The sequence below is a fragment of the Burkholderia pseudomultivorans genome (assembly GCF_001718415.1).
GTDB classification, from domain to species: domain Bacteria; phylum Pseudomonadota; class Gammaproteobacteria; order Burkholderiales; family Burkholderiaceae; genus Burkholderia; species Burkholderia pseudomultivorans_A.
Genome location: NZ_CP013377.1, coordinates 1,662,490 through 1,675,760, shown reverse-complemented (window position 1 = coordinate 1,675,760; position 13,271 = coordinate 1,662,490). Strand labels below are relative to the sequence as shown.

Annotated in this window: 14 protein-coding genes; 7 read left to right on the top strand and 7 right to left on the bottom strand. The window is 70.4% G+C overall.

Features of this window, described 5'->3' with window-relative positions; translation table 11 throughout:
- Positions 1-50: 50 nt before the first annotated feature.
- From WS57_RS07090 to WS57_RS07080, 3 genes are all read right to left on the bottom strand, one after another.
- A complete protein-coding gene (locus WS57_RS07090) occupies positions 51-473 on the bottom strand; it encodes a cupin domain-containing protein (RefSeq protein ID WP_069243955.1) in 423 nt (140 codons plus the stop codon).
- 10 nt (positions 474-483) lie between these two features.
- A complete protein-coding gene (locus WS57_RS07085; RefSeq protein ID WP_069243954.1) occupies positions 484-921 on the bottom strand; it encodes a carboxymuconolactone decarboxylase family protein in 438 nt (145 codons plus the stop codon).
- A gap of 94 nt (positions 922-1,015) precedes the next feature.
- Positions 1,016-2,500, bottom strand: coding sequence for a PLP-dependent aminotransferase family protein (locus tag WS57_RS07080; protein WP_069243953.1), 1,485 nt, complete (start codon positions 2,498-2,500; stop codon positions 1,016-1,018).
- A gap of 229 nt (positions 2,501-2,729) precedes the next feature.
- Here WS57_RS07080 and WS57_RS07075 point away from each other — a divergent pair, with 229 nt between their 5' ends.
- On the top strand, positions 2,730-3,647 hold the full coding sequence (locus WS57_RS07075) for a LysR family transcriptional regulator (RefSeq protein ID WP_059515620.1): 918 nt from the start codon (positions 2,730-2,732) through the stop codon (positions 3,645-3,647).
- 97 nt (positions 3,648-3,744) lie between these two features.
- On the opposite strand, the gene WS57_RS07070 is transcribed toward WS57_RS07075, so the two are convergent.
- Positions 3,745-4,929: an MFS transporter gene (locus WS57_RS07070; protein ID WP_059515786.1), complete on the bottom strand. Its 1,185-nt coding sequence runs from the start codon at positions 4,927-4,929 to the stop codon at positions 3,745-3,747.
- Positions 4,926-5,465, bottom strand: a complete 540-nt coding sequence (locus WS57_RS07065) for a MarR family winged helix-turn-helix transcriptional regulator (protein WP_059602957.1) — start codon at positions 5,463-5,465, stop codon at positions 4,926-4,928. The genes WS57_RS07070 and WS57_RS07065 overlap by 4 nt, the downstream gene beginning before the upstream one ends.
- A gap of 206 nt (positions 5,466-5,671) precedes the next feature.
- Here WS57_RS07065 and WS57_RS07060 point away from each other — a divergent pair, with 206 nt between their 5' ends.
- From WS57_RS07060 to WS57_RS07040, 5 genes are all read left to right on the top strand, one after another.
- The gene (locus WS57_RS07060) at positions 5,672-6,421 is read left to right on the top strand and encodes an SDR family oxidoreductase (RefSeq protein WP_069243952.1); all 750 of its coding nucleotides are present in this window, start codon (positions 5,672-5,674) and stop codon (positions 6,419-6,421) included.
- A 547-nt stretch (positions 6,422-6,968) separates the two neighbouring features.
- Positions 6,969-7,655: a type 1 glutamine amidotransferase domain-containing protein gene (locus tag WS57_RS07055; protein WP_040131746.1), complete on the top strand. Its 687-nt coding sequence runs from the start codon at positions 6,969-6,971 to the stop codon at positions 7,653-7,655.
- 137 nt (positions 7,656-7,792) lie between these two features.
- Positions 7,793-8,902 (top strand): NADH:flavin oxidoreductase/NADH oxidase, encoded by a 1,110-nt coding sequence (locus tag WS57_RS07050; RefSeq protein ID WP_009688647.1) that lies wholly within the window; start codon positions 7,793-7,795, stop codon positions 8,900-8,902.
- 187 nt (positions 8,903-9,089) lie between these two features.
- On the top strand, positions 9,090-10,163 hold the full coding sequence (locus WS57_RS07045; RefSeq protein WP_059602954.1) for an AI-2E family transporter: 1,074 nt from the start codon (positions 9,090-9,092) through the stop codon (positions 10,161-10,163).
- Between the two features lie 220 nt (positions 10,164-10,383).
- Positions 10,384-10,758, top strand: coding sequence for a hypothetical protein (locus WS57_RS07040; RefSeq protein WP_167361718.1), 375 nt, complete (start codon positions 10,384-10,386; stop codon positions 10,756-10,758).
- Positions 10,759-10,789: 31 nt separating this feature from the next.
- On the opposite strand, the gene WS57_RS07035 is transcribed toward WS57_RS07040, so the two are convergent.
- Complete coding sequence (locus WS57_RS07035) at positions 10,790-11,584, bottom strand: SDR family NAD(P)-dependent oxidoreductase (RefSeq protein WP_069243951.1); 795 nt, start codon at positions 11,582-11,584, stop codon at positions 10,790-10,792.
- A 198-nt stretch (positions 11,585-11,782) separates the two neighbouring features.
- Here WS57_RS07035 and WS57_RS07030 point away from each other — a divergent pair, with 198 nt between their 5' ends.
- Entirely contained in the window at positions 11,783-12,601 is an 819-nt protein-coding gene (locus WS57_RS07030; protein WP_069244351.1) for an AraC family transcriptional regulator, read from the top strand.
- Between the two features lie 30 nt (positions 12,602-12,631).
- On the opposite strand, the gene WS57_RS07025 is transcribed toward WS57_RS07030, so the two are convergent.
- Positions 12,632-13,219: a LysE family translocator gene (locus WS57_RS07025; protein WP_069243950.1), complete on the bottom strand. Its 588-nt coding sequence runs from the start codon at positions 13,217-13,219 to the stop codon at positions 12,632-12,634.
- Positions 13,220-13,271 lie beyond the last annotated feature (52 nt).

Here is a 13,271-nt window from a genome sequence, read left to right as displayed (position 1 = left end):
GAGCGCAAGCGGCGTGCGGACCGCAACGGGTCCGCACGCGCGGTGTGGCGTTACTGGTCGATCGGCGACTTCAGCGGGTCGTGCTCGCCGGTCAGCCCGAACACGACGAGCTGTGCGGACTCGGTCGTGCTCGCGTTGCGCGAGATGCGATGGCGCGCACCGGGCGGCTCGTACCAGCCTTCGCCGGCGCGGTAGCGGCGCAGCGGGCCGTCGTCGACCTGCGACAGCACTTCGCCTTTCGACACGACCGCGAACACCGAGCCGAGATGCCGGTGCGGCTCGGAGGCCTGGCCCGGCGCATAGTCGACGGTCGCGACGACGGCCAGCTTGCCGGGCGCTTCGGGCACCGGCTGCCGCATGATCGCGTGCACGCCGTCGGCGGCGTCATGAGCATGCGCGCCGGCCGGCAGCAGCGCGGCACCGAGCGACAGCGCCGCGCACAGGGCCGCGCACCGCAGGGCGGAACGAATCATCGTCGCCTCCTTACTCGGGCATCTTGCGGAACGCGATCGCGAAGCGGTTCCACGAGTTGATGGTGCCGATCAGCAGCGACAGGTCGAACAGTTCCTCGTCGCTGAAGTGCGGCTTCACGGCTTCCCAGACGGCGTCGGGCACGTGGTTGTCGGCGACCAGCGTCAGCGCCTCGGTCCATTCCAGCGCCGCGCGTTCGCGGGCGGTGAAGAACGGCGTCTCGCGCCATACGACGACCGTCGCAAGACGGCGATCGGTTTCGCCGCCGTTGCGCGCGTCGGTCGTGTGCATGTCGACGCAGAACGCGCAGCCGTTGAGCTGCGACGCGCGCAGCCGGACGAGTTCCGCGAGCGGTTTTTCGATCGAGCTCTTCGCGAGGAAGTCCTCGGCAGCGCGCATCACCTTGATGGCGTTCGGGCTGGCGGCGTAGAAGTTCAGGCGCGGTTGCATGGCAGGTCCTCTTTCGGTGGATGCGCCCGGAGGCGCGACAGGACCTACTTTAGGCATTCGATTGGCCTTCCAGAATGGCCAATTTTCTGAAAATTCAGGTAACCAGTGCGGCTTCACCGGCCGCGCCCGAGCCGAGCAGCGCGGCCAGCGTCGCGAGCGCGGTGTCGATGCGCAGCGCGTCGATGCCGCCATAGCCGAACAGCAGCCCGGCGCGCACCGGCACGCGGACGTGGAACGCGGCCGTCCCGTACAGGCCGATGTCGTGCGCGCGCGCCGCGCGGACCAGCGCGGCTTCATCGAGCCCCGGCTTCAGGTGCGCGACGAGGTGGATGCCGGCGCTCGGCACGACCACGTCGAACCACGGCGCGAGGTCGCCGCGCAGGTGTGCGATCAGCATCTTGCGGCGCGCGTCGTAGTGCTTCTGCACGCGGCGCAGGTGCCGCGCGAAATCGCCTTCGAGCATGAAGCGCGCGAGCGCGGCCTGCGTCAGCGTGCAGCTGTGCCAGTCGACGATCTGCTTCGCCTTGGCCAGCGCGCCGCGCAGCGCGCGGGGCGGAATCGCGTAGCCGATCCGCAGCTCGGGAAAGATCGTCTTCGAGAACGTGCCGACGTAGGCGACGAGGCCCGTGCGATCGAGGCTCTTCAGCGACTCCATCGGCCGCCCCTCGAAACGGAATTCGCCGTCGTAGTCGTCCTCGATGATCACCGCGCGCCGGCGCTGCGCCCATTCGAGCAGCGCGACGCGGCGCTCGAGGCTCATCGGCATCCCGAGCGGGAACTGGTGCGACGGCGTCACGTAGACGAGCCGGGCGTCGTCGGGCAGCCGCGCCGTGACGAGGCCGTGCGCATCGACCGGCACGCCGACCACCGTCGCGCCGAGCGACGCGAACGCGGCGCGGGCCGGCGGATAGCCGGGATCCTCGACCGCGACGACGTCGCCGGGCCGCACGACGACGCGCGCGATCAGGTCGAGCGCCTGCTGCGCGCCCTGCGTGACGAGCACGTCGTCCCAGTTGCAGGCGACCGCGCGGTTGAAGCCGGCATAGCGCGCGATCGCACCGCGCAGCTGCGGGTCGCCGGCCGGGTCGTGGTACTGGCCGGGGCCGCGCGCCTGCTGGCGCAGCGCATGATGCAGGCAGCGCCGCCATGCGTCGAACGGGAACAGCGTCTTGTCGGTCACGCCGCCGCGAAAATCGAAGCCCGGCGTGTCCGGCGGCGCGGGCATCGCGAGCGCGTCGGGCAGTTCGCGCCAGAGCGCACGTGCCTCGACGGCGTCGATGCGCGGCGTGTCCTCGATCAGCGACGGCGCCGATGCGCCGGCCCGATGCGGGACGCGCGCGAGACCGTCGGCGACGAAGGTGCCGTCGCCTGCGCGCGTGGTCAGGTAGCCTTCGGCGGCGAGGCGCTCGAACGCGTCGAGCGTGGTCTTGCGCGACACGCCGAGCTGCTTCGCGAGATCGCGGGTCGACGGCAGCCGCGCGCCGCTGTCGAGCCGCCCGTCGACGATCGCGGTGCGCAGTTGCCGGAAGATCTGGCCGGTCAGGTCGTGCCGGCCTTCGATGCGGATCGCGATATCCATCGCAGTGGTTACCTCGGTCGGGGTCGTTTTGCCCAAATCGGCATGCCGGCAGTATGCCGCCGGATCGTCTGGGTGGGGCGGCTTCGCGCACGGGGCGATTCGGCAAGCGGCTGCGGCTCGCCGGCCGGCCGACGGCCGTCGCGACATCGCACGCCGGCCGGCTGCGGGCGATTGGACCGCCGTCCGCCGCTGCCTTACGATCGCGACATCCCGGCACCGGAGCGACGCCATGCTGTCCGAAGACGAACTTGCACTGCTCGACGCGATTCGCGCGACCGGCAGCCTGTCGCGCGCGGCCGCGCGTCTCGGCAAGGCACCGTCGACGGTGTCGCACGCGGCGCGTCAGCTCGAGGCGCGCTTCGACGCGCTGCTGTTCGACCGGCGCCGCTACCGGTTGCAGCTGACGCCGGCCGGGCAGTTGCTGGCCGACGAGGCGTCGCGTCTGATGCTCGATGTCGCACGGCTCACGCGGCGCGTCAGGCAGGTCGCGAGCGGCTGGGAGGATCGGCTGTGGATCGTCAGCGACGAACTGCTGGAGTTCGACACGATGCTGCCGGTGATCCGGGCGTTCGACGCGCTCGAATCGGGCGTGTCGCTGCGCTTCACGCACGAGGTGCTCGGCGGCACGTGGGAAGCGCTGCGCGACGGCCGGGCCGACCTGGCGGTGGGCGCGACCAACGAGCCGCCGGCGATTCCGGGGCTCAAGTGGTTCGAGCTGGGCGCGATGGACTGGGTCTTCGCGGTGTCGCCGCGCCATCCGCTCGCGGCCGTGGACGATGCGTTGTCGCGCGACGCGATCGGCGCGCATCGCGCGGTCGTCGTCGCCGATTCGTCGCGGCTGGCCGCCGGTCGCATGTACGGGCTGCTGGGCGGGCAGGCGGTGCTCGCGGTGCCGTCGATGCGCGCGAAGATCCTCGCGCAGCGCGACGGGCTCGGCGTTGGCTGGGTGCCGCGCGGCCGCGTGGCGTCGCTGCTGGCGCGCGGCGAGCTCGTCGAGAAGCGCACGGCCGAGCCGCGCGAGCCGAACGTGCTGTATGTCGCGTGGCGCGGCGAGCGCGACGGCCGGGCGCTGCAATGGTGGCTGGAGCAACTGCGCGAGCCGAGACTGGCGCAACGGTTGCTCGACGGCGTCGACGTGCGCGGATGAGTTGAGGGCGCAAGGCGGCTGGGCAATCCGGTGGTCCGGCAATCCGGCAATCCGGCGGTCCGGCCCGATGGCCCGATGGCCCGATGGTCGCCCCGTTTCAGCGCACCAGCCGTGCGCGCGTCGCATCGCGGCGTCCCGCCTGCACGCCGAGCACGTAGATCGCGAGCATCGCGCTCGCCAGCGCGACCAGCGTCGTCAGTACCTCGCTGCCGAACGCCTTCATCAGCGCGCTCGCGACGAGCGGCCCCGCGATCGACGCGAAGCCAAACGCGAGCGATATCACGCGCATCGCGCGTCCGGGTGCGTCGCCGTTGGCGGCCGCCGCCGCGCACATGGCAAGCGTCAGGAATGCGCTGTTCGCGCCGCCGAGCGCGATCGCCGCGACGGTCGTCGCCCATGGCGACAGCGTCGGGAGCGCGAGCCCGAGCGCGGCTGCCGTGCCGGTGGCCGCCGTCGCGACGATCGCGATCGCGAGTCCCGCGCGGTCGACGAGCCAGCCGACCGGCACCTGCATCGCGATGGCGCCGATGCCGAACTGCATCAGCAGCGTGGCCGCCTGCGCGCCGGACAGGCCGCGCCCCGCGGCGAAAAACGACAGCAGCCCGTACAGCGCGCCGTCGCACAAGCCGGCGACGGCGGCCACCACGATGCCGAGCCCGACCAGCGGCCCGAGCGGCGCACGCGGCTCGTTCGGCTCGTTCAGCCCCTTCGGCCTGCGTGCCCGGACGTGCGTGCGCGGGTCATAGGCGGTCGCCATCAGCGGCATGGCGGCCAGCAGCGTGAACGCGATGCCGGCCGCGAACGTCGCGCGGCCATCGACACCCGACGCGGCGGCGAACGCCGGCGCGACGACGCCACCCAGGCCGATCAGCGCCTCGTGCACGCCGACGACGCGACCGCTCGATTCCGGCGGCACGAGCCCGTACAGCCAGGTCTCGTTGCCGATCCAGCGCAGCCCGAGCCCGAGGCCGATCAACGCGCCGGGTGCGATCCACAGCGGCCAGCCGGCGAGCGGCATCGCGGCGAATCCGGCGAGCGTCGCCGCGAGCGCGAGCATCACCGTGCGCTTGGCGCCGACGCGGGCGAGCAGCATCGGCGCGATCGCGAGGCCGGCCAGCATGCCGGCGAACTGCGCGCTGGAGAACACGCCGACCTGTGACGCACCGAGCCCGCGGCCCGCGAGCCAGACCGGCAACACGGTGAAGCCGAGGCCGAACTGCGCGATCTGCGCGCATGTCGAGACCGCGTTCAGCGATGCGACGGTGCGCCAGAGCGAACTCATGATGCGCTGCCGGACGGCATCGGTTCGCCGTTTTCCCTGCATTCGACCGGGCAGCCGGCCGCGATGCAGGGACCGTCGTCGCAGAAGCGGCAGAGTTGCATCGAATGCGACGGATCGCGCGTCTCGTGCCACAGGATCTTGATCAGCAGCTGCTCGAGCGTCGCCCGCTCGTGCGCGTCGAGCCGGCCCGCGATGCGCGACAGCATCTGCTCGCGCGCGTCGCGCAGGCGCTGCATCTCGGCGTGGCCGGCCGGCGTCAGCGCGAGCGAGACCGCGCGCTTGTCCGCGCCCGGACGCTTGTCGACGAGGCCGGCCTCGACGAGCGCCGCGATCGCGCGGACCGCCGCCGGATGCGACAGGGCGACCGCATCGCGGATCAGTTCGATCGATGCATTCGGGTACTGGGCGATCGCGTTGAGCATCGCGCGCGCGGTCTGGCCGGACGGCGCGGCCGCGACGTCGAGCCGGTTCATTTCGTCGCCGATCAGCAGCGCGAGCACGCCCAGCAGGTTTTCGGCACGGTGGGTCTTCGACATCGCCTCGTCTCGATATATGCGGAATGCATATATGCAGCCTACATGCATCCCGCGGGGCGTGCAAGCTGCGGTGCGCAGGCCGCCGACGCCGTCGGCGAAACTCGTTCGACGATTTCGAACGGGTGCGTCACGCCCGTCGTACGGCACGCGCCGGCTGCGCGCGCATCCTGTGTTCACGGTCAATCACCGGTTCACAGGAGAACATCATGCAGCGCTTCGAAGGAAAAACCGTATTCGTCACGGGCGGCAACAGCGGGATCGGCCTGGCGGCAGCCCGGGCATTCGCGGCGGAAGGCGCGCGCGTCATCATCACCGGGCGCGACGCGCAAACGCTCGAAGCCGCGCGGCAAGCGCTCGGCGCCGATGCGATCGCGCTTCGCAACGAGGCCGGCACGGTCGCCGGCGCCCGCGCGCTCGCGGACGCGATCGCCGCCGTCGGCGCGCGGCTCGACGCGATGTTCGTCAACGCGGGCGTCGCGAAGCTCGGGCCGTTCGCGGATACCGACGAGGCGCTGTGGGATCTCGTGTTCGACACCAACGTGAAGGGCCCGTATTTTCAGATCCAGGCGCTGGCGTCGCTGTTCAACCGCGGCGCGTCGATCGTGATCAACGGCTCGATCAACGCGCATGTCGGGATGCCGGGTTCGTCGGTCTACGCGGCGAGCAAGGCGGCGGTCAACTCGTTCGCGAAGACGCTGTCGACGGAACTGCTGCCGCTCGGCGTGCGGGTGAACGTCGTGAGCCCGGGGCCGGTGCAGACGCCGCTGTACGGCAAGCTCGGGCTCGATGCGGCGACGCTCGACGAGACGGCGGACAAGATCCGCGGGCTGGTGCCGGTCGGCCGGTTCGGGACGCCGGACGAGATCGCGTCGACGGTGCTGCACCTGAGCGCGCCGGAATCGGCGTTCATCGTCGGCGCGGAAATCATCGCGTCGGGCGGGATGGGGTTGCTGTGACGCGGCCTCGCGGCGCGGCGGCCGCGTGATGGGGCGGCGCGGTCGCGCGCCGTCCCGGTCACAATTGCGGCCGGCGCGCCGGTTTCATCCGGTGGCGAGGAGGCGCGTCGCCGAACCGGTTCGCATCTTTGCCGCGACGCATCAGTTCCTTGCATGTCGAGCGGCTGGAAACCCATGCAGATGGCAGGGTCGAACGCGCGTTTACTAGACGACCGGTCTAATCGGCGGCTATCATCCGACCCGGTGATGCAACGAAGCCGCTCGCTGAAAGGCGGATTCGCTGCCTCGACAGGGCGGGGCCGGTTCATCCGGCGCGGACGCGAAACTGCAATATGCGGCTGCGATGCTGATGAACCCGTTTTTTTGTGCCTCGATCTAGACGACTGGTCTAATACCGCGCGGCGCGCAGATTTCGCATCCCGCTCGCCGCACGTCGACGCGCAATCGCTGACTAACGGACAGGTACGGCGTTCGGCACGGCCATTGCGCCAGCCCGCGTGCCGCGCCGTGCGGCCCCGTCCTCGTCAATTTCAAAGGAGTGTCGATCATGAAGATCCTGATTGTCCTGACCTCGCACGATGCGCTCGGCGACACCGGCAAGAAGACCGGCTTCTGGCTCGAGGAACTGGCCGCGCCGTACTACGCGTTCAAGGACGCGGGTGTCGAGCTGACGCTGGCCTCGCCGAACGGCGGGCAGCCGCCGCTCGATCCGAAGAGCAGCGATCCGTCCGCGCAGACCGACGCGACGCGCCGCTTCGACGCCGATGCGGCGGCCAGGGCCGAACTGGCGGCGACGCGCAAGCTGGCCGATGTGTCGATCGACGACTACGACGCCGTGTTCTACCCGGGCGGCCACGGCCCGCTGTGGGATCTGGCCGAGGATCTGCATTCGATCGGCCTGATCGAGCGCGCGCTCGCGGCCGGCAAGCCGGTCGCGGCGGTGTGCCATGCGCCGGGCGTGCTGCGTCACGTGAAGGACCCGAAAACCGCCGAATCGGTCGTGCGCGGCAAGCGCGTGACGGGCTTCACCAACAGCGAGGAAGCCGCGGTCGGGTTGACGGAGGTCGTGCCGTTCCTCGTCGAGGACATGCTGAAGACCAACGGCGCGCAGTTCGAGCGCGGCGCCGACTGGGCGCCGCATATCGTGACCGACGGGCTGCTGATCACGGGGCAGAACCCCGCGTCGTCGGAACCGGCCGCCGAGGCGCTGCTCGCGAGGCTCGGCCACCAGTAAGCACACGGCGCGGGAGCGCGCCGTCACGTTTCCGTCGTCGGGCGCCGCAGGCCCCGGCGACGCCCCGGATCGGGCCGCGATGCGACGGCGTCGCGGTTCATCCAGTCGTTTCGCAGAACCAAGCAAAGGAGTCGTGGATGTCTGCCCTGTTCGAACCGTTCAAACTCAAGGATGTCACGTTGCGCAACCGGATCGCCGTGCCGCCGATGTGCCAGTACGTCGCCGAAGACGGCGTCGTCAACGACTGGCATCACGTGCACCTGGCCGGCATCGCGCGCGGCGGTGCGGGCCTCGTGATCGCGGAGGCGACGGCCGTGTCGCCGGAAGGCCGCATCACGCCGGGTTGCGCGGGGCTGTGGACCGACGCGCAGGCGGCCGCGTTCGCGCCGTCGGTCGCGGCAATCAAGGCGGCCGGCGCGGTGCCCGGCATCCAGCTCGCGCATGCGGGCCGCAAGGCGAGTGCGAACCGTCCGTGGGAAGGCGACGACCATATCGCCGCAGGCGACCCGCGCGGCTGGCAGACCATCGCGCCGTCGGCCGTGCCGTTCGGCGCACATCTGCCGAAGGTGCCGCACGCGATGACGCGCGACGACATCGCACGCGTGCAGGCCGATTTCGTCGCGGCGGCGAAGCGCGCGCGCGACATCGGTTTCGAATGGCTCGAACTGCACTTCGCGCACGGCTATCTCGGCCAGAGCTTCTTCTCGGTGCACTCGAACCGGCGCGACGACGAATACGGCGGTTCCGCCGAGAATCGCGGCCGTTTCCTCGTCGAGACGCTGGCGGCCGTTCGCAAGGTCTGGCCCGAACATCTGCCGCTGACCGCGCGTTTCGGCGTGATCGAGTACGACGGCCGCGACGACGAGACGCTCGCCGAATCGATCGCGCTCACGCAGCGGCTGAAGCAGGAAGGGCTCGACATGCTGAGCGTGTCGGTCGGCTTCTCGACGCCCGATGCGCAGATTCCGTGGGGTCCCGCGTTCCTCGCGCCGGTCGCCGAGCGCGTGCGCCGCGAGGCCGGACTGCCGGTGTCGTCCGCATGGGGAATCGATACGCCGCAACTGGCCGACCGCGTCGTCGCGGAACAGCAGCTCGATCTCGTGATGGTCGGCCGCGCGCATCTGGCCGATCCGCACTGGCCGTACTACGCGGCGAAGCAGCTCGGCGTCGAGCGCCCGTCGTGGACGCTGCCCGCGCCGTATGCGCACTGGCTCGAACGCTATCGCGTCGCCGACAAGGCGGCCTGACGAGGCGCCGTAAGCGGCCCGGCCTGGAAGCGGGCGCGGCGGCCGCCCTGGCCGTCCGCTCGCGGTGCGCGGCACATGATGCGGATGGCCGCCGCGGCGCGCGTTCCGGGCTTCGATGGATAGAATGGCGGTTCGCGCAGGCATTTCGCCTGCGCGAACCGCCATTTTTTCTTTCGACAGAGGTGCCATGCGCGCACACGCTTCGCCGTCTCACGAAGATTCCGCCGCGCGGCCGCGCGCGCAGCGGATTGCCCGCGCCGTGCTGTACACGGCCTTGCTGCTGCTCGCGCTGTGGGTGATTCGCGCGTTCATTCCAGCCATCGCGTGGGCATGCGTGATCGCCATCGCGATGTGGCCGCTGCTGAAGCGCTTCGAATCGCACCGGCTGTTTCGCAACCGCCCGACGATCGTCGCGACCGTCATCACGGTCGCGATCTCGCTGCTGGTCGTGCTGCCGGTGGCCCTCGCGCTGACCCAGGCGATCGCGCAGGCGCACGACATGCGCGTATGGCTGCGCACGATCCAGGACAACGGCATTCCGCTGCCGGACGTCGTCAGCCGGCTGCCATACGGGTCGACGCAGATCGCCGACTGGTGGCAGGCCAATCTCGGCCATCCGCTGCATGCGGCGTCGGCGATGCACGGCGTCAACGGCGAGAAGTTCATCGCATTCGGCCGGCTGTTCGGCACGAAGCTCGCGCATGCGCTGCTCGAATTCGGCTTCATGCTGGTCACGCTGTTCGTGATCCTGCGCGCCGGTCACAAGCTGTCGGGCGCATTGCTGCAGGGCGCGCGGCGTGCCTTCGGCGCGGACGGCGCGCAGCTGATCGAACGGATGGTCGGGGCCGTGAACGGCACGGTGACGGGGCTCGTCGTCGTCGGGCTCGGCGAAGGCGCGCTGCTCGGCATCGCATATGCGCTGGCGGGCGTGCCGCACGCGGCGCTGCTCGGCCTCGTCACGGCGGTCGCCGCGATGCTGCCGTTCTGCGCGCCGGTCGTGTTCTGCGGCGCCGCGCTGTGGCTGTTCGTGCAGGGCGCGACGACCTGGGCGGTCGTGGTCGCCGTGACCGGTTTCGTGGTCGTGTTCGTCGCCGAGCATTTCGTGCGTCCGGTGCTGATCGGCGGCTCGGCGCGGCTGCCGTTCCTGCTCGTGCTGTTCGGCATTCTCGGCGGCGCGGAGACGTTCGGGCTGATCGGGCTGTTCGTCGGCCCCGCGCTGATGACGGTGCTGACGATGCTGTGGACCGAATGGGTCGCGTAAGCGGACGGCGGCGCCGATACGCGTCGTCGGGGCGACGACCCGCACGCGCCTGCATCGGCGGCGGGCGCGCCTTCGGGCCTGTTACGACGCCGGCCGGCCGACGTTGCTCCGGACACCGATTCGTACACCGATTTCAACATTTCTTTTCGATTTGAACCCCAAGGTCGAGTAGCATGGGGCTTTCGGTCGCGCCGGCATGGCGCAGCAGAGTTTCCCCAGCATGCGATTGATTCCGATGTCCCGTCCCGCGGCGACGCTGTCTCTGGCGGCGAGCTGCCTGATGCTGCACGGCTGCGCGTGGTTCGACTCGTGGCTGCCGTTCTCGTATTCACGGATGTCGTTGCCGAAGGCCGCGTCGCGGCACGGCGCGACGCGCGAGGCCGTCGTGCGGGCGGGCGGCAACCCGCGCAGCGTATGGATGGTCCGTAACGGCAGCGGCGTCTGCTACAACTATCTGCTCGAACACGGCAACGATCACCGGCCTTACTTCGTCGTGTTCGACAAGGCCGGCGTCGTCACCGACTACGGCTTCGACACGTGCATGGACGCCGACCGCAGCGGCCGGTTCCGGACGGGCAAGGGCGGCGCGTCGTAGCGACCGCGGCACGGGTGCGCCGCGCGCGGCGTCATGCGATCGTGTCGACCACGCCGCCGTCGACGCGCAGCGCGGCGCCCGTCGTCGCCGACGCCTGCGGCGAACACGTGTAGACGACGAGGTTCGCGACTTCCTCGGGCGTCGCCGGTCGCTGGATGATCGAGCTGGCGCGATGGTTGCGCACGAAATCGACGGCGACGTCCTCGACGCTGCGGCCGGTTTCGTCGGCCGTCTCCTTCAGCAGCGCGCGCACGCCTTCCGACAGCGTCGGCCCCGGCAGCACCGAGTTGACGGTCACGCGGGTGCCGGCCGCGAGCTTGGCGAGACCGCGCGCGATCGACAGCTGCGCCGTCTTCGAGAAGCCGTAGTGAATCATGTCGACCGGGATGTTCAGCCCCGACTCCGACGAAATGAACACGACGCGCCCCCAGTTGCGTTCGAGCATCCCTTTCATGTAGTGCCGCGCGAGGCGCACGCCCGACATCACGTTCATCTCGAAGTAATGGGTCCATTCGGCATCGTCGATGTCGAAGAACGGCTTCAGCCCGTAGATGCCCGCGTTGTTGACGAGGATGTCGGCATTCGGCGTGTGCTGCGCGACGTGCGCGACGCCCGCCGCGTTGGACAGGTCGGCGGCGACGCCGTCGAGGTCCGCGCCGGGCACCACACCGCGCAGGTGCGCGAGCGCCGACTGCACCGACGCATCGCTGCGTCCGTTGACGACGACCCGTGCGCCGGCGCGCGCGAGCCCTTCGGCGATCGCGAGTCCGATGCCGGCGGTGGAGGCGGTGACGACCGCGGTCTTGCCTTTCAGATCGATGTGCATGAGCTTGACGGGAGAGGGTTGAACGGAAGCCGCCGGCGCTGGCCGCGACGGCCGGAACTCCAAGCTTAGGCGAAACCGCGCGAGTCGGCAGCGCAGCACCGTGCGCCGGTTGCGCGGCGCCGTGCAGTCTTGTACGGTGTGCGTTCGACATCCGTTCCGGGAGCCCGCCGCGTGAGCCGTTCCGCCAGCAAGACCGCCATGCCGTCGCCGTTCTGGCGCGATACCGCGCTGCCGTTCATCGAGGCGCGCACCGTCGACGACGGGCGCGCAATCTGCTACGCGAAGCACACGCACGACACCTTTTCGATCGGCGCGATCGTCGGCGGCACGAGCACCTACGTGAACGGCAGGACCAACGCGCACGTCGGGCGCGGCGTGCTGGTGATCATCGATCCGGAGCAGGTGCATGCGTGCAATCCTTACGGGCCCGACGCGTGGGCGTACCGGATGGTGTACGTCGACGTGCCGTGGCTCGCGCGGCTGCAGCATTCGCTCGGGCGCGACGCGAATAGCGACTTTCATGGCTTTTCGCCGAAGTTGACGGCGCGACGCGACCTGTTCGCGCAATTCGGCGATTTCTACCGCACGCTCGTGTCGCCCGGCATCGACGCGCTCGGCAAGGAGAGCGCGGCGGTCGAATTCTTTACGCGGCTGCACGGCGCGCTCGATCGCGACCCGCCCGCCGCCCGCCGCGGCGACGACAACGCGAAGCTCGCACGCGCGGCCGACTACATCGCCGCGCACTGCCGGCAGGCCGTCACGCTCGACGCGATCTGCGCGGCGGCCGATCTGTCGCCGTCGTACCTGATACGCGCATTCAACGCGCGCTACGGCATGACGCCGCACGCGTTCCTGATCGACCGTCGCGTGCAGTACGGCCGCACGGAACTGCGCCGCGGCCGGCCGATCGCCGAGGTCGCGCTCGACGCCGGTTTCGCGGACCAGGCGCATTTCCAGCGCGCATTCCGGCGGATCGCGGCGGCGACCCCGGGGCAGTATCGCAGCGCGGCGAACTGACGGGCCACGACACGGCCCGTCATCCACGCCCTAGACATCGAGCAGCAGCAACGCACTGCCGGCAAGCAGCAGCGCCATCGCGCGGTTGAACACGCGCATCCGCCGCGCGTTCGCGAGCCGGTGCCGCAACGACGCGCCCGCGTACGACCAGCACGCGATCGACGCGAAACAGATCACCAGATACAGCGCGGCGAACTGCCAGACCTGTGCGTGGTCGCCGTCGGCCGCATACGCGCCCATCGCGGCGACACAGGCCAGCCACGCCTTCGGATTCAGCCACTGCATCGCCGCGCCGGCCGCCGCCGACGGGCCGGCCACCTTCGCGTCGGTGGGCAGCCTGCCGTCGTCGAGCGCGAGCCGCAGCGCCATGTAAAGCAGGAACGCGATCCCCGACCAGCGGGTGGCCGTCGTCAGCACGGGCCAGTGCGCGAGCGCCGCGTGCAGCCCGAGGCCGATCAGCAGGAACAGCGCGACGAAGCCGAGCGTCGCGCCGGCCGCGTAGCGCAGGCTCGGGGCCAGCCCGTAGCGCGCGCCCGCGCCGAGCGCGACGATGTTGACCGGACCGGGCGTGATCGACGACGCCAGCGCGAACGCGGCCATCGAAACCAGCATGCTCATCAGATGTCTCCATGCGAATGTCGGAATTCGCATCGAGACTAAGGGCGCGGCG